This window comes from Streptomyces sp. NPDC026575 (assembly GCF_055567415.1).
Map to the genome: position 1 here is coordinate 54,619 of NZ_JBVHQM010000014.1, position 16,009 is coordinate 70,627.

15 protein-coding genes are annotated in these 16,009 nt (G+C 73.8%); 10 read left to right on the forward strand and 5 right to left on the reverse strand.

The window, feature by feature from the left end:
* On the forward strand, positions 1-794 hold a 794-nt coding region (locus tag ACZ4NB_RS20515), incomplete at its 5' end, for a chaplin (protein WP_467663435.1).
* Positions 795-968: 174 nt separating this feature from the next.
* Here the strand turns inward: ACZ4NB_RS20515 and ACZ4NB_RS20520 are convergent.
* A complete protein-coding gene (locus ACZ4NB_RS20520; RefSeq protein ID WP_030416245.1) occupies positions 969-1,157 on the reverse strand; it encodes a DUF5703 family protein in 189 nt (62 codons plus the stop codon).
* Between the two features lie 47 nt (positions 1,158-1,204).
* Between ACZ4NB_RS20520 and ACZ4NB_RS20525 the strand changes: the two genes are divergently transcribed.
* On the forward strand, positions 1,205-1,879 hold the full coding sequence (locus tag ACZ4NB_RS20525) for a hypothetical protein (protein WP_467663437.1): 675 nt from the start codon (positions 1,205-1,207) through the stop codon (positions 1,877-1,879).
* Between the two features lie 131 nt (positions 1,880-2,010).
* Here the strand turns inward: ACZ4NB_RS20525 and ACZ4NB_RS20530 are convergent, their stop codons facing one another.
* Together ACZ4NB_RS20530 and ACZ4NB_RS20535 are read right to left on the reverse strand one after the other, a co-directional pair.
* Positions 2,011-4,455, reverse strand: coding sequence for a helix-hairpin-helix domain-containing protein (locus tag ACZ4NB_RS20530; RefSeq protein WP_467663676.1), 2,445 nt, complete (start codon positions 4,453-4,455; stop codon positions 2,011-2,013).
* Complete coding sequence (locus ACZ4NB_RS20535) at positions 4,440-5,423, reverse strand: aldo/keto reductase (protein ID WP_467663439.1); 984 nt, start codon at positions 5,421-5,423, stop codon at positions 4,440-4,442. Before ACZ4NB_RS20535 ends, ACZ4NB_RS20530 begins: the two co-directional genes overlap by 16 nt.
* A 127-nt stretch (positions 5,424-5,550) precedes the next feature.
* On the opposite strand from ACZ4NB_RS20535, the gene ACZ4NB_RS20540 reads away from it, so the two are divergent.
* Together ACZ4NB_RS20540 and ACZ4NB_RS20545 are read left to right on the forward strand one after the other, a co-directional pair.
* Complete coding sequence (locus tag ACZ4NB_RS20540; RefSeq protein WP_467663440.1) at positions 5,551-6,606, forward strand: LLM class F420-dependent oxidoreductase; 1,056 nt, start codon at positions 5,551-5,553, stop codon at positions 6,604-6,606.
* Positions 6,607-6,860: 254 nt separating this feature from the next.
* Positions 6,861-7,649 (forward strand): ferritin-like domain-containing protein, encoded by a 789-nt coding sequence (locus tag ACZ4NB_RS20545; protein WP_467663442.1) that lies wholly within the window; start codon positions 6,861-6,863, stop codon positions 7,647-7,649.
* A gap of 61 nt (positions 7,650-7,710) precedes the next feature.
* Here the strand turns inward: ACZ4NB_RS20545 and corA are convergent, their stop codons facing one another.
* A complete protein-coding gene (gene corA / locus ACZ4NB_RS20550) occupies positions 7,711-8,706 on the reverse strand; it encodes a magnesium/cobalt transporter CorA (protein ID WP_467663678.1) in 996 nt (331 codons plus the stop codon).
* A gap of 58 nt (positions 8,707-8,764) precedes the next feature.
* Between corA and ACZ4NB_RS20555 the strand changes: the two genes are divergently transcribed.
* From ACZ4NB_RS20555 to mshC, 4 genes are all read left to right on the forward strand, one after another.
* Entirely contained in the window at positions 8,765-9,460 is a 696-nt protein-coding gene (locus tag ACZ4NB_RS20555; RefSeq protein ID WP_467663444.1) for a histidine phosphatase family protein, read from the forward strand.
* Positions 9,461-9,569: 109 nt separating this feature from the next.
* Complete coding sequence (locus tag ACZ4NB_RS20560) at positions 9,570-10,160, forward strand: DUF3090 domain-containing protein (protein ID WP_384438939.1); 591 nt, start codon at positions 9,570-9,572, stop codon at positions 10,158-10,160.
* Complete coding sequence (locus ACZ4NB_RS20565) at positions 10,124-11,020, forward strand: SCO1664 family protein (protein WP_467663446.1); 897 nt, start codon at positions 10,124-10,126, stop codon at positions 11,018-11,020. Before ACZ4NB_RS20560 ends, ACZ4NB_RS20565 begins: the two co-directional genes overlap by 37 nt.
* Before the next feature lie 119 nt (positions 11,021-11,139).
* Positions 11,140-12,369, forward strand: coding sequence for a cysteine--1-D-myo-inosityl 2-amino-2-deoxy-alpha-D-glucopyranoside ligase (mshC, locus tag ACZ4NB_RS20570; RefSeq protein WP_467663448.1), 1,230 nt, complete (start codon positions 11,140-11,142; stop codon positions 12,367-12,369).
* 102 nt (positions 12,370-12,471) lie between these two features.
* On the opposite strand, the gene ACZ4NB_RS20575 is transcribed toward mshC, so the two are convergent.
* Positions 12,472-13,551: a PAC2 family protein gene (locus ACZ4NB_RS20575; protein WP_467663450.1), complete on the reverse strand. Its 1,080-nt coding sequence runs from the start codon at positions 13,549-13,551 to the stop codon at positions 12,472-12,474.
* 268 nt (positions 13,552-13,819) lie between these two features.
* Here ACZ4NB_RS20575 and ACZ4NB_RS20580 point away from each other — a divergent pair, with 268 nt between their 5' ends.
* Together ACZ4NB_RS20580 and ACZ4NB_RS20585 are read left to right on the forward strand one after the other, a co-directional pair.
* Complete coding sequence (locus ACZ4NB_RS20580) at positions 13,820-15,175, forward strand: enolase C-terminal domain-like protein (RefSeq protein WP_467663680.1); 1,356 nt, start codon at positions 13,820-13,822, stop codon at positions 15,173-15,175.
* A 74-nt stretch (positions 15,176-15,249) separates the two neighbouring features.
* Entirely contained in the window at positions 15,250-15,999 is a 750-nt protein-coding gene (locus ACZ4NB_RS20585) for an SDR family NAD(P)-dependent oxidoreductase (protein ID WP_467663682.1), read from the forward strand.
* The last annotated feature ends 10 nt before the right edge of the window (positions 16,000-16,009 follow it).

The following is a 16,009-nucleotide window of genomic DNA, read 5'->3' on the forward strand; positions in this document are numbered from 1 at the left end:
GTGGCGGGCACGGTCACCACCAGGGTCACGGTCATGGCGGGGGGAGTGCCTCTGGTGAGGCGTCCGACTCGCCTGGTGTCGGGTCCGGGAACAATGTCCAGGCGCCGGTGGACGTGCCGGTGAACGTCTGTGGCAACTCCGTCGATGTGGTCGGGGTGCTGAACCCGACGTTCGGCAACGACTGCGCCAACGGTGGTGGCGGGCACGGTCACCACCAGGGTCACGGTCATGGCGGGGGGAGTGCCTCTGGTGAGGCGTCCGACTCGCCTGGTGTCGGGTCCGGGAACAATGTTCAGGTGCCGGTGGACGTGCCGGTGAATGTCTGTGGCAACTCCGTCGATGTCGTCGGGGTGCTGAACCCGACGTTCGGCAACGACTGCGCCAACGAGTCGCCGCAGGGGCCGGACCACCCGGGCCAGCCCCATCACCCGGGCAAGCCGCACCACCCGGGCAAGCCGCACCACCCCGGGAAGCCGCATCACCCCGGCAAGCCCCACCATCCGGGAAACCCGGGTCATGAGAAGCCGGGCCACTCGCACCACCCGGGCAAGCCCGAGCACCCGGGGAAGCCGGGGCAGGAGAAGCCGGGCCACGGTGGCCAGGAGACCCCGCAGGGGCCCGGAGCGCGGCCGCAGCCGGCCTCGCACGGCCGGCCCGTGACGCCCCCGCAGTCCCCCGGGCAGCAGCTCGCGCAGACCGGCGCCGGTGCGCTGGGCTACGCGGTGCCGGCCGCCGCGGGCCTGTTGCTGGGGGGCGCGGTGCTGTACCGCAAGGCACGGAAGAGCGCGCCTTGATCATCGTCCGCGGACGGGGCCACGCGCGGGAGCGCGCGCGTCGGTGATCGTCCGCGGACCGCGCCGGGTGTGCACCGTCCGCCGCCGACCGGCTGCGGACGGTACCGAGGCGCATCACGGAGCGGGTCCCGTCGGAACGGGGCCCGCTCTGCCGTTGTCACCGGTCGGTGGAGATCACCATGTGGCACGGAGCTGGCGGATGATCCGGCGGCGCAGCCGCACCTTGCGGCTGCCGTCCGGATTCAGGCGCAGTCGGTCCAACTCCCAGTGTCCGTACTCGGCATGGTCGGTCAGCAGGCGTGTGGTGGCCTTGCGGGAGACACCCCGGGGCACATACACATCGCAGAATTCGTATTCCGGCATCGCATCTATTGTGCGGGACCGGCCCCGGTACGGATAGCGTCTGCACTATGTCTGATGCTGCGCAGCCTTCCGCTGCCGAGGTACGTGCCGCCGCCGAGGCGGTAAAAGCCGCGCTGGACCGTCACCTCGACGCGGTGGAACGCCGCTCGGGGCAGGACGATCCGGCTGTCTACGCCGCGTTCGACGAGCTCGCCGCGGCGGCTGAGGTCTACGACGAGCTGCTGTACGACACCTACGACGAGGTCACGCCCTTCGAGATCCCCGGGAACGACGCGCTGCCCGCCTACGCGGGCCCGGAGGAGCCGAGCGCGCTGAGCGTGCTGATCCGGCGCGACTACACGGTCGCCGCACCGCAGCGGCTGCTGCACCAGGCACAGCGCGTCGCCGATCTCGATCCGGACGCCGCCGACGACGCCGGGGCCAAGGGCGCCGATGCCGCCGGGGTCGTGGGCAGCAGTGTGCACGCGGCGCTCGGCGTGCTGTTCGGGGAGTTCGAACCGGACGAGATCGCCTCCCGGCACAAGGAGTTCGGCCTGGAGGAGGGCGACTCCACGCTGTGGGTGGCGGCCGCCGACGACCCGGCAGAGCCGGGGGAGTGGCTGTCCGCACCGTTCGACCAGGCCGATCCCCAGCGGGTGGTGTGCCGCTTCGACGTCAGCGCGGTCTTCGACGAGGAGCTGGGCGACGACGACCTGCTGGAGCCGCTGGAGCACGAACGGTGAGGGAGACCGGGGCGGCGCCCGGCCCCGCCGACGCCGCCTGCTGATCCGTGTACGCCGCCGCCCCGGACCTTCGGAGTCTTCGCCGATGATCCGGGGCGGTGGTGTGTGCGGGGGCGGGCCGCTGCCGGGGCTCAGCCGGCCGCCGGGGCCTCCTCGGCGGTCTGCACGCTCTGCAGCTGGAGCAGTGCGCGCAGCCGGGTGGTGCGCTCCTTGACGGGGACCTCGGCGACGGCGCGCGGCAGCGCCTGGTCGGCGCCCTGGACGACCGAGAGATGCCGCTCGCCGCGGCTGAAAGCGGTGTAGACCCAGGCCCGGGTCAGGCCGGCGGCCGCGTCACCGGGCAGTACGACCACCGCGGCCGGCCAGCGTGTGCCGGCCGCCTGATGGGCGGTGAGCGCCCAGCCGTGCCGGACGGCTCCGGCGCCGACCTGCTCGCGCGGTACGACGACCGCGCCGCCGGCGCAGTCCAGATGCAGGCCCGCGGCGTCCGCGCCGGTGACCGTAGCGGGCACCGTACGGCCGGGTGCCGGGGCGTAGGCCACGCGGTCGCCGGGGTCGAAGCCGCCGAACCGGCCGGGGCCGGGATTGAGCCGTTCCTTGAGCGCGGCGTTCAGCGCGCGGGTGCCGGCCGCTCCGCCGTGGCCGACCGTGATGACCTGGGTGTGGTCCGCGGGGACACCGAGCGCCCTGGGGACGGAGTCGGCGACCAGCTGGACGGTGCGGTGCACCGCCTCGCCCGCGTCGCGCACCGGGACGATCACCACCTCCTTGCCGGGCGCCTCGACCTGGCTCAGTTCGCCGATGCCGATGCCCGAGACCAGCTCGCCGATCGGGCCGAAGTCCGGTGTACGGGAGGCGACCTGGGGGCAGAAGCGGGTCGCGAGGAGGTCGGCGAAGAGGCGTCCGGGGCCGGCGGACCACAGGACTCCGGGGTCGCCGCTGAGGACCAGCCGGGTGCCGTCGGTCAGCGACTCGACCAGCAGCGCGGCGGTCTCCAGATCCAGCTGCGGGGCGTCCAGCACCACCAGCAGGTCGAGCGCGAGGGCGCCGTCCGTGTCCCGGCCCGGTCCCTGCTGCCCGGACAGCAGGCCGGATACGGTCACCGCCGCGGCGTCCGGCTCCGCGGAGCCGGCGGCATCCGGCGCGCTCTCGGCGAGGTGGGCGGCCAGCCGCCGGCGGCCGTCTTCGGTGTGGGTGGCGCCGAAGGCCCGCAGGCCCAGCGAGCGGGCCGCGGCGATCAGCGCGGCGGGTTCGGCGCGGGCGGCCTCCGCGCCGGTGTGCGCCACCAGGCCGCTGTGCGCGGCGGCGCGGATCAGCTCCGCGGCCGACGGCGAGGGGGCGGCGGCCGCAGCGGCCTCCCAGGCCGCGGGGGAGGGGCGGACCGGCGCCGCCTCCTCGTCGCCGGCCACCCGCTCCGCGGCGTCGTCCGAGCCGCCCACCGGCTCGTCCGCGTCCGGGGCGTCGGCCTCCGGGGCGTCGGCCTCCGTGTCCGCCGCACCGTCGGTGGTTCCGTCGCCGTCCTCTCCCGGCCCGTCCGCCGGACCCTGCTGCGGGTCGGGGACCGGCTCGAAGGTGTTGAGCAGCCGCGCCAGGCCGTCGGCGACGCTCTCCTCGGCCATGGCGAAGCGGTCCAGGCCCAGCAGGACCCGGACCGGCTGCTCCGCCTCCTCCTCGTCGTCGCCCGTCGCCGGCCGGGCCCGGCCCGGCTCCTCGATGGCGTCCTGGAAGACCAGCACCGCGCCCTCCGCGATGGCGGTCTGCAGGGCGTCGTCGGGGTCGGGCACCGAGCGCTGGGCGAGCGCCGCCCGCAGCGCGGACGCCTCCAGGGCGGAGTGCCCCGCGAGGGCGGCCTGCTCCAGCAGCCAGCCGACCAGCGCCTGTGCGCGCCGCTCGTCGCCGGGCCCGGCGGAGCCGCCGAGCAGCGCCCGCGCGAAGCCGTCGGCCTGCTCGGGCCGCACCCCGGGCACGGCGAGCAGCTGCCAGGGATCCTCGCCGAGCGCCTCGGCGGCCCGCTCGCCGAGCACTTCGGCGGCCTTCTCCGCCAGCGCCTCCGGGGCGCCGCCCGCCGCGAGGACCTGCCGTACGCCGTCCAGGCCGGGGGCGGGGGGAGCGACGGGGCGGGGCGCGGGAGCGGTGGGCGTCGCCGGGCCGCCGGGACCGGGCGCGCCGGCGTCCCCGAGAGGGGGACGGGCCGGGGCCGCGGTGGCCTGTGCGGTGCGCTGGCGCGCCACCTCCGGGGCCGGGCCCGCCGGGCCGGCCTGCGGGGCCAGGCCGCCGGCGGCCGGAGTGCTCCGGTCCGGACCGGCGGGGGGCGCGGCCGGCGCGGGGCGCGGGGAGGTGAAGAACGAGGCGGCCGAGCGCTCGCCGCTCTCCACGGCACGCACCGCCGCCGCCAGCGCCTCCGCGGTCGCCTTGCCGGACCCGGCAGCCGGGGCCTGCTGCGCCGCCTCGCCCGGACCCGCCTCGCCCGGACCCGCCGCGGCATCGGCCTTGCGGGTGTCCGCGGTCCCGGCCGCGCCCTCCTGCTCGGGCGGGGTCTCGCCGGCCAGGCGGTCGGTACTCACAGCGTGCTCCAGTCGTGGTCGGGGTAGTGGTGCACCGGGGCCGACACATCGTCCAGCGCCCGGCGGATCTCGTCAGGAAGACTAAGGGCCTCCACTGACAATGCCGCTCTGAGCTGCTGCGCTGTGCGGGCGCCGAGGATCGGCGCGGTCACTCCGGGGCGGTCGCGGACCCAGGAGAGCGCGACCTGGAGGGGGGTGACGGCCAGTCCGTCGGCGGCGGTCGTCACCGCGTCGACGACCCGGCCGGCGGTCTCGTCCAGATAGGGCGCGACGAACGCCGCCAGATGCTCCGAGGCGCCGCGCGAGTCGGCCGGGGTGGCATGGCGGTACTTGGCGGTCAGCACGCCCCGGCCGAGCGGCGAGGACGGCAGTACGCCGATGCCCAGGTCCAGCGCCGCCGGCAGCACCTCGCGCTCGATGCCGCGCTGCAGGAGGGAGTACTCCATCTGCGTGCTCGCCGGGCGGTTGCGTATACCGGGCGCCGCGAGCTGCCAGGTGGCGGCCTTGGCGAGCTGCCAGCCGGAGAAGTTCGACAGCCCCACATAGCGCGCCCGGCCGCTGGAGACGGCGAGGTCGAGGGCCTGGAGGGTCTCCTCCAACGGCGTGTGCGGATCGAAGGCGTGCAGCTGCCACAGGTCGACGTAGTCGGTGCCCAGCCGCTCCAGGGAGGCGTCGAGGGCGGCGAGGAGGTGGCGCCGGGATCCGTCGACCCGGCGGTGGGCCTCCAGGACGCTGCCGGCCTTGGTGGCGATCACCAGGTCGGCACGCGGAACGAGCTCCTCCGTCAGCCGGCCCAGGAGGAGTTCGGCGCCTCCGTCGGCGTAGATGTCGGCGGTGTCCACGAGGGTGCCGCCGGCCTCCCAGAACACCTTGAGCTGCTCGGCGGCTTCCTGCTCGTCCGTGTCGCGGGCCCAGTTCAGGGTGCCGAGCCCGAGTCGCGACACGCGAAGGCCCGTTCGGCCGAGGTGCCTTTGCTCCATGGGCCTGAGATTACTGGCCATGGCGCAGGATCAGGGGACCTGTGGACAACCCGCCGATGACGCCCGGCGGCGGTGCGCGCTACAGTCCCCGGCAACAGCGACGTTACTGATCGGTAAGGGGAGCGGCATGAGGCTTGGCATCAACCTCGGCTACTGGGGCGCCGGGATGGACTCCGACAATCTCGCGGTCGCGCAGGAGGCCGACCGCCTCGGCTACTCCGTCTGCTGGGCCGCCGAGGCATACGGCTCCGACGCCGCCACCGTGCTCTCCTGGGTCGCCGCCCAGACCGAGCGGATCGACATCGGCTCGGCGATCTTCCAGATCCCGGCGCGCACGCCCGCGATGACCGCCATGACGGCCGCCACCCTGGACTCGCTCTCCGGCGGCCGCTTCCGGCTCGGCCTCGGCGTCTCGGGCCCGCAGGTCTCCGAGGGCTGGTACGGCGTGAAGTTCGACAAGCCGCTGGCGCGCACCCGCGAGTACGTGGACATCGTCCGTAAGGCCATGACGCGCGAGCGGCTCTCCTATGAGGGCGAGCACTGGACGCTGCCGCTGCCCGGCGGCCTCGGCAAGCCGCTCAAGCTCACGGTCCACCCGCAGCGCGAGCACATCCCGCTCTACATCGCCGCGATCGGCCCGAAGAACCTGGCGCAGACCGGTGAGATCGCCGACGGCGCGCTGCTGATCTTTCCGTCCGCCGAGCACCTGGAGGAGACCGCGATCGTCCCCCTCCGGGCCGGCCGCGAGAAGGCGGGCAAGACGCTGGAGGGCTTCGACGTCTGCCCGACGCTGCCGCTGGCCGTGGGTGCGGACGGCGACGTCGGCGCGCTGGCCGACATGTTCCGCCCGTACACCGCCCTGTACGTCGGCGGTATGGGCAGCCGGCAGCAGAACTTCTACAACAAGCTCGCCCGGCGCATGGGCTACGAGAAGGAAGCCGCCGAGATCCAGGACAAGTACCTGTCCGGCGACAAGGAAGGCGCCGCCGCCGCGATCCCGGAGCGGCTGATCGACCAGACCACGCTCCTCGGCTCCGTCGAGCGGATCGCCGACCGCATGCAGGCCTACGCCGCGGCCGGCGTGACCACCCTGACGCTGGCGCCGGCCGGCTTCAGCCTGGAGGACCGGCTGGCCTCGCTGCGGGCCGGGACCGAGGCCCTGGAGCGGGCCGGCCTGGCGTAAGGGGTCCGGGCATGCGGCGGGCCCGGCGCCAGGAGCGCCGGGCCCGCGAACCCTGCGGCCGTGGTGGGGGCTCGGGGGATCTTCCCCGCCACGGCCGTCATGCTGCACAACGCGGCGACCGGCGCGCCGGTTACGCACCCGCCGCCGGGCGGGCGTCATCCGAACGGATCAACGGACGGCCGTTCCGGTTGCCGCCCCCGACACACCCGACTTGACTATTCCTTTACGGGTGTGTCCATGCGGAGGTGGCGCAGATGTTCTCGGCCCGAAGCCTGTTCCAGGAGATCGTCGACAACGACGACACCTACCGGCTGTTCTGTTCCATCGCGGCGAGCGGTGAGGCCCAGGGAGGCTGGGAGAACGGCCGGATCGCCGCGCTGCTGCCCGGGTCGATGCGCGATCTGGCGCCCAAGGTCACCCGGCACGGCGCCGACGAGGACAAGCACGGCCGGATCTTCCTCGGTCTGCTGCGCAAGCGCGGGATGACCCCCGTCGAGGTCCCCGACGAGACCGACTACACGATGCTGCTGGAGCGGCGGGGCATCGGCCTGGCGCATGACAGGCTGCGCCGCGACGAGCCGCTCGGCGAGCTGGACGTCATCACCTATCTCGCGCACAGCCGGGTCACCGAGCAGCGCGCCGCCGACCAGATGGAGACGCTCACCAGGTACTTCGGCGACCACCCCGAGGTGGGCAAGGCGATCCGGATGATCTCGCACGACGAGGACAACCACCTCGCCTACTGCCACGAGGAGCTGCTCCGGCTGGCGCACGCCGGGCACGGCCGGACCATCCAGCGGACCCTGCACGAATGCGCCCGCGCCGAGATCGCCGTCTACCGGGACGTCAGCCTGGCCGTGATGGACCACATGGGCCGGCTCCTGGGCTGGCCGAAGGCGAAGTCCGCCACGCTCGTGGCCGGCATCGGGGCGATGTACGGCTACGAGCGGCTGGGCGGCTGGCGGCGGATGGTCACCCTGCAGATGCCCGAGCGGCGGAACGCGCTGGGCGGACCGGCCGGCTCCGCACCGGAGTTCGCCTAGGGCGCCTGGGCCGCACCGGAGGTCCGCCCGGTCCGGCCCGGCCACCGGGCCGCGGGGGGACTCACAGCCAGCCGCGGTGCTTGAACAGCCGGTAGAGCGACACCTCGATGAGGGCCATCAGCACGAGGATCGCCGGATAGCCCAGAGACCACCGCAGCTCCGGCATGTCGTCGAAGTTCATGCCGTAGACACCGGCGATCAGCGTGGGCACGGCCGCCAGCGCCGCCCAGGCCGAGATCTTGCGCATATCGTCGTTCTGCCGCACGCCCATCTGCGCCAGATGGGCGGCGAGGATGTCCGAGAGCAGCCGGTCCAGGGCCTCCACCGACTCGTTGGCGCGGGTGAGGTGGTCGTCGACGTCGCGGAAGAAGGGCCGGGCGTGGTCGTGCACGAACGGCACCCCGGGGTTCTGCAGGCGGGCCATCGGCTCCGCCAACGGGCCGGTCGCCCGCCGGAATTCGAGCACCTCGCGCTTGAAGGAGTAGATCTGGGCGGCGGTGTTGCGGGTGTCGTGGCCGCGCACCGGAGCGAACACCTCCGCCTCCAACTCCTCCATGTCCACCTGGAGTTCGGCGGCCACCTCGATGTAGTGGTCGACCACCGCGTCGCTGACCGCGTACAGCACCGCCCCCGGGCCGTGCCGCAGGATCTCCGGATGGTCCTCCAGCTGGCGCCGCACCGCCGCCAGGGGACTGGTCCGGCCGTGCCGGACGGTGACGACGAACGCGTCGCCCACGAAGACCATCAGCTCCGACGCGGTCACCGTGTCGGCCTCGACGTCGTAGGTGATCGGCTTCAGCACCATGAACAGCGAATCGTCGTAGACCTCCAGCTTCGGCCGCTGATGCGCGTGCAGCGCGTCCTCGACCGCCAGCGGATGCAGCGCGAACTCGGACCTGACGAGGTCGAACTCCTCCTCCGTGGGCTCGTACATCCCCAGCCACAGGAAGGAGTGGCCCTCGGCCCGCGCCGCCGCCAGGGCACCGGAGAAGTCGGCCGCGCAGTCGGTGCGGCGGCCCTCCCGGTAGATGGCGCAGTCCACGATCACACCTGGCATTCTCGCGCGTACCGCGGCCACCTGCCAGAAAGGCGCATCCGGAACGTAGGCTGCGGTCATGCCCACGCTGATCCTGGTGCGCCACGGCCGCTCCACCGCCAACACCGCCGGAGTGCTCGCCGGCCGCTCGCCCGGCGTCGCCCTCGACGAGCACGGCGCCGCCCAGTCCGCCGCGCTGCCCGCCCGCCTGGCGCAGGTGCCGCTGACCGCCGTCGTCTCCAGCCCGCTGCAGCGCTGCCGGGAGACCGTGGCGCCGCTGCTGGACGCCCGGCCCTGGCTCACGCTGCACATCGAGGACCGGATCAGCGAGTGCGACTACGGCGACTGGTCGGGCCGCAAACTCGCCGAACTCGGTGACGAGCCGCTGATGGAGGTCGTCCAGCAGCACCCCTCCGCGGCCGCCTTCCCCGGCGGCGAGTCGATGCGCGCCATGCAGGCCCGCGCGGTGGACGCGGTGCGCGACTGGAACGCCCGCATCGAGGACGCCCACGGCCCCGAGGCGACCTACGCCATGTGCTCGCACGGCGACATCATCAAGGCCCTGGTCGCCGACGCGCTGGGCCTGCACCTCGACCTCTTCCAGCGGGTCTCGGTCGAGCCCTGCTCGGTCACCGTGATCCGCTACACCCGGCTGCGCCCCTACCTGGTGCGCCTCGGCGACACCGGCGACTTCGGATCGCTCGCGCCCCGTGAGGACGGCGCCGCCGCGGCCGACCGGGACGGGGCCGTCGGCGGTGGTGCGGGCGCAGCGTGATCAGTCGGCGCAGTAGGGTGGTGCGACGGCGCTGCCCGCCACGCCCCTGCGGTCCGCAGGACGTGCAGCGACCGCAGTGACCCCGCAGTCGAGCAATCGGAGCAGGACGTTGTCCCGTCAGGTGTTCTTCTACGACTCGCCGGACCGCTTCGTGGCCGGCACGGTCGGGCTGCCTGGCCGCCGTAGCTTCTACCTCCAGGCCACCGCGGCCGGCCGCACCACCAGCGTCGCCCTGGAGAAGACGCAGGTCGCAGCGCTCGCCGAGCGGATCGACGAGCTGCTGGACGAGGTCGTGCGGCGCAGCGGCGGCAACGCCCCGGTCCCCGCCGTCTCGCCCACCGAGCTGGCCGACACCGCCCCGCTGGAGACGCCCGTCGAGGAGGAGTTCCGGGTCGGGACGATGGCGCTGGCCTGGGACGGCGAGGACGAGCGGATGATCGTCGAGGCGCAGGCCCTGGTCGAGCTGGACGCCGACAGCGAGGAGGACCTCGCCGACGCCGAGGAGCGGCTGCTCCAGGACGACGAGAACGGTCCGCCGATGCTGCGGGTGCGCCTCACCGGAACCATGGCCAGGGCGTTCGCCAAGCGGGCACTGGAAGTCGTCAACGCCGGCCGCCCGCCGTGCCCGCTGTGCAGCCTGCCGCTCGACCCGGAGGGACACGTATGTCCGCGCCAGAACGGATACCGACGGGACGCCTGAGCGCCGTGCAGGACGCCGCGGAGGGGACCGAACCGGTCACCGAGGCTTCCGAAGGCGCGGCGACGGCGGCGCGGGAGGTGCTCCTCGAAGGGGAGCTGACCGTGCGCGGCCGCATCCAGGAGGCGTCCAACGCCGTGCTGTACTGCACGGTCGCGCACGACGGCCGCAGCGCCGCCTGCGTCTACAAGCCGGTCGCCGGCGAGCGACCGCTGTGGGACTTCCCCGACGGCACCCTCGCCCAGCGCGAGGTCGCGGCCTACGAGGTCTCCCGCGCCTGCGGCTGGGACCTGATCCCGCCGACGGTGCTGCGCGACGGCCCGTACGGCACCGGCATGGTCCAGGAGTGGATCGACCCGCCGGAGAGCAGCGACGAGGTGCCCGAGCTGCTGGCGCTGGTGGAGGGCGAGGAGCCGGGGCCCGGCTGGAAGGCCGTCGGCTTCGCCCAGCTCGGCGAGGGCCGCACCGCGCTGCTGGTGCACGCCGACCATCCGCGGCTGCGGCGGCTCGCGGTGCTCGACGCGGTGATCAACAACGGTGATCGCAAGGGCGGCCATCTGCTGCCCGGCGCCGACGGGCGGTTCTTCGCCATCGACCACGGGGTGACCTTCAACGCCGAGGACAAGCTGCGCACGCTGCTGTGGGGCTGGGCGGGGGAGCCGCTGACCGACGAGGCCCTGGAGGTCCTCAGGGGCCTTCGCGAGGCGCTGCGGGAGGCGGCGCCGCTCGCCGCCCGACTGGCCGAACTGATCACGGATGCCGAGATCGAGGCGCTGCGGGCCCGGGTGGCCGGGCTGCTGAGCAGCGGCCGGCACCCCGAACCGAGCGGCGAGTGGCCCGCCATCCCCTGGCCGCCGGTCTGATCCCATGCGGCGGCGCGGCACGCTCCTGGCATGTCCCGCCGTCAAACGCAAGAGTGCCTTTCCGGCCAAGACCCCGGTCCGGTTCGTATGCGGAACATCCGTCCGGTTACGCTCAAGGCATGCATGCATGGCCCGCTTCTGAGGTCCCCGCCCTGCCTGGTCAGGGCCGCGACCTGAGGATCCACGACACCGCGACCGGCGGCCGGGTGACCCTCGACCCCGGTCCCGTCGCCCGTATCTATGTCTGCGGCATCACGCCGTACGACGCCACCCACATGGGGCACGCGGCGACCTACAACGCGTTCGACCTGGTTCAGCGCGTGTGGCTCGACACGAAGCGCCAGGTGCACTACGTGCAGAACGTCACCGACGTCGACGACCCGCTGCTGGAGCGGGCCGAGAAGACCGGCGACGACTGGACCGCGCTCGCCGAGCGCGAGACCGCCCTGTTCCGCGAGGACATGACGGCCCTGCGGATGCTGCCGCCGCGCCACTACATAGGCGCCGTCGAGTCGATACCCGGCATCGTCCCGCTGGTGGAGCGGCTGCGCGACGCCGGCGCCGCCTACGAGCTGGACGGTGACGTCTACTTCTCGGTCGCCTCCGACCCGCACTTCGGCGAGGTCTCCGGCCTGGACGCCGAGGCGATGCGGCTGCTTTCCGCCGAGCGCGGCGGCGACCCGGAGCGGGAGGGCAAGAAGAACCCGCTCGACCCGATGCTGTGGATGGCCGCCCGCGACGGCGAGCCGAGCTGGGACGGCGGCTCGCTGGGCCGCGGCCGGCCCGGCTGGCACATCGAGTGCGTCGCCATCGCCCTGGACCACCTCGGCATGGGCTTCGACGTGCAGGGCGGCGGCTCCGATCTCGCCTTCCCGCACCACGAGATGGGCGCCTCGCACGCCCAGGCGCTCACCGGCGAGCACCCGTTCGCCAAGGCGTATGTGCACGCCGGGATGGTGGCCCTGCACGGCGAGAAGATGTCCAAGTCCAAGGGCAATCTGGTCTTCGTCTCCAAGGTGCGGCGCGACGGCACCGACCCGGCCGCGATCCGGCTCGCGCTGCTCGCCCACCACTACCGCGCCGACTGGGAGTGGACCGACGCCGTACTGGAGGAGGCGGTGGACCGGCTGGCGCGCTGGCGCGCCGCGGTCTCCCGGCCTGACGGCCCGTCCGCCGACGCCCTCCTGGAGGAGATCCGCACGGCGCTCGCCGACGACCTGGACTCCCCGGCCGCCCTCGCCGCCGTGGACCGCTGGGCCGCCGCCCAGCAGGCCGACGGCGGCACCGACGAGGGCGCACCCGGCCTCGTCTCGCGTGCGGTCGACGCGCTCCTCGGGGTGGCGCTGTGACGGCCACTCGCTGACTTCCGTCCTCAGGGGCGCTTTCGCCGGCCGGCGAAAGCGCCCCTTTCCCGTGAGCGCACGGCGCGGGACGCCCGGTCCCGGCCGGTGTCAGCGGCCGCCGTCCTCCGGGCCGTCCTCCGGCTTCCCGCCGTCGGCGGAGTCCGCGTCGGTGGTGGGGCCCGAGGTGCCCTTGTCGCCGTCGGTGTCCCTCGGCTCCTTCGGCTCCCGCGGCTCCTTGGACACCGGCCGCGGCGGCCGGGTGCGTCCGCTGGTGGTGTCGCGGAGGAAGGAGCTGTCGCCGAGCCCGCCCTCGGACGCCACGCCGGGGCCGGCCTGCGGGTCGCGGCGGCGCAGATAGCGCTCGAACTCGCGGGCGATGGCCTCGCCGGACGCCTCCGGCAGATCCGCCGTGTCCCGGGCCTCCTCCAGCGACTGGACGTACTCGGCGACCTCGCTGTCCTCGGCCGCCAGTTGGTCCACGCCCAGCTGCCAGGCGCGCGCGTCCTCGCTCAGCTCGCCGAGCGGGATGCTGATGTCCAGCAGATCCTCCAGGTGGTTGAGCAGGGCGAGGCTGGCCTTGGGGTTGGGCGGCTGGGAGACGTAGTGCGGCACCGCGGCCCACAGGCTCACCGCGGGCACGCCCGCGTGGGTGCACGCCTCCTGGAGGATGCCGACGATGCCCGTCGGGCCTTCGTAGCGCGACTCCTCCAGGTCCAGCCGGCGTGCGAGGTCCGCGTCGGAGGTGACCCCGCTGACCGGCACCGGGCGGGTGTGCGGGGTGTCGCCGAGCAGCGAGCCCAGCACCACCAGCATCTCCACACCCAACTCATGGGCGAAGCCGAGGATTTCGTTGCAGAACGAGCGCCAGCGCATGCTGGGCTCGATCCCGCGGATCAGGACCAGATCGCGGGCCCGCCCCTTGCCGTTCGCATCGCCGACGCGGACGACGGAGAGCCGGGTCGTCGGCCAGGTGATCTTGCGTACCCCGCCGTCCAGGAAGACGGTGGGGCGGTTCACCTGGAAGTCGTAGTAGTCCTCGGCGTCCAGCGCGGCGAAGACCTCGCCCTTCCACTCCCGGTCCAGGTGTGCGACCGCGGCGGAGGCGGCGTCGCCGGCGTCGTTCCAGCCTTCGAACGCGGCCACCATGACCGGGTCGATCAGCTCGGGCACCCCCTCGAGCTCGATCACCCAGCGCCTCCTTCCGACCGGTTGGGCCGTGTGGGGGCGGCCGCCGGCAGCAGTTCCATTGCGTGCGTCACCAAGACTACGGCGTGTGCGGTGGCGGTCCGCAGCCCCTCTGCAAGAACGGGTGCTGATTCATCCGACCTGTCACCAGTGTCGTTCGCTCAACTTCCGTACAGGGTCTGGACGCGCTCTCACGAGCGGGTCTATACATCGGATGACCGAGAAAGGTCCGATGTTCTTCCGCAACATCTCAGGGGGCATCCGCATGGCCGTGACCGACACCGTCACCGAGCTGGAGGTCCATGACGTCCGCTTCCCCACCTCGGAGCAGCTCGACGGCTCGGACGCCATGAACCCGGACCCCGACTACTCCGCCGCCTACGTGGTCCTGCACACCGGCGGCGGACCACCGGGGCACGGCCTCTGCTTCACCATCGGGCGCGGCAACGATGTCATGGCCGCCGCGATCCGGTCACTGGAGCCGTACGTCGTCGGCCGCCCCGCACCCGCCACCGCCGCCGGCCTCGCCGCCCTGCACCACGACCTCACCCACGACTCCCAGCTGCGCTGGCTCGGCCCCGACAAGGGCGTGATGCAGATGGCGGCCGGCGCCGTGGTCAACGCCGCCTGGGACCTGGCCGCCGGCCGCGCGGGCCTGCCGGTGTGGGAGTACCTCGCCGAACTGACCCCCGAAGAGCTGGTCGCGCTCGTCGACTTCCGCTACCTCTCCGACGCCCTGACGCCCGACGAGGCGCTGGCCATCCTGCGCGCCGCCGAGCCCGGCCGCGCCGAGCGCGCCGCCCGCCTCAAGGCCGAGGGCTACCCCGCGTACACCACCTCGCCCGGCTGGCTCGGCTACGACGACACCAAGCTGGTGCGGCTCGCCAAGGAGGCGGTCGCCGACGGCTTCGGCCAGATCAAGCTGAAGGTGGGCGCCGACCTCGACGACGACAAGCGGCGGATGCGGCTGGCCAGGGACGCGGTCGGCCCCGGCGTACGGATCGCCGTCGACGCCAACCAGCGCTGGGACGTGGCCGAGGCGGTGCGCTGGATGACCGCCCTCGCGCCCTACGCCCCGCACTGGATCGAGGAGCCGACCAGCCCGGACGATGTGCTGGGGCACGCCGCGGTGCGCTCCGCGCAGCCCGTGAAGGTCGCCACCGGTGAACACGTCGCCAACCGGGTGGTCTTCAAGCAGCTGCTGCAGGCCGGCGCCGTGGACTTCGTGCAGATCGACGCGGCGCGGGTGGCCGGGGTCAACGAGAACCTCGCGATCCTGCTGCTGGCCGCCAAGTACGGCGTACCGGTCTGCCCGCACGCGGGCGGGGTGGGCCTGTGCGAGCTGGTGCAGCATCTGGCGATGTTCGACTACGTGGCGGTCTCGGGGAGTTGGGAGGACCGGGTGATCGAGTACGTCGACCATCTGCACGACCACTTCACCGACCCGGTCGTCATCGACCGCGGCCGCTACCGCGCCCCGACCGCGCCCGGCTTCTCGGCCCGGATGAAGCCCGGCTCGATCGCCGCCCACCGCTTCCCCGACGGGCCCGTATGGCGTGCCCGGAGGGGAGGGCAGGGGCGGCACGGACCGCATCCGCACCACGGCGAGCAGGAGGTCTCCGTATGAGCGAGCGCAGCCGAACCCCTTCCGCGGGCGGCGCCGCGGCGCACACCGGCTCCTCGCCGGGCGACTTCGCGGGCATGGCCGCCCTCGTCACCGGCGGCGGCTCCGGTATCGGGGCGGCGACCGCCGCCCTGCTGCTGGCGCGCGGCGCCAAGGTCGCGGTGCTGGACCTGGACCCGTCCGGGGCGCCCGCAGGGGCGGTCCCCCTCCAGGCCGATGTCACCTCCGACGCCGCCGTACGGGCCGCCGTCGAGGAGGCCGTGGAGCGGCTGGGCGCCCTGGACACCCTGGTCGGCAACGCGGGCATCGGCGCCGTCGGCACCGTCGAGGACAACGACGACGCGCAGTGGAGCCGGGTGCTGGACGTGAATGTGCTGGGCCTGGTGCGCACCGCGCGGGCCGCGCTGCCGCATCTGCGCCGCAGCGCCGCCGCGTCCCCCGGCCGGGCCTCCATCACCCACACCTGCTCCATCGCCGCCACCGCGGGACTGCCGCAGCGCGCCCTGTACAGCGCCAGCAAGGGCGCGGTGCTCTCGCTGACCCTCGCGATGGCCGCCGACCACGTCCGCGAGGGCGTCCGGGTCAACTGCGTCAACCCGGGCACCGCCGACACCCCCTGGGTCGGTCGGCTGCTGGACCGGGCCGCCGATCCGGTGGCCGAACGCGCCGCCCTCAACGCCCGCCAGCCCATGGGCCGGATGGTCACCGCCGGCGAAGTCGCCGCCGCCATCGTCGCCTTGGCGTCCCCGGCCGCCTCCGGCATCACCGGGACCGCCCTCGCCGTGGACGGGGGGATGCAGGGGCTGCGGCTGCGGCCCGCCACCTGAGACCGGCTCC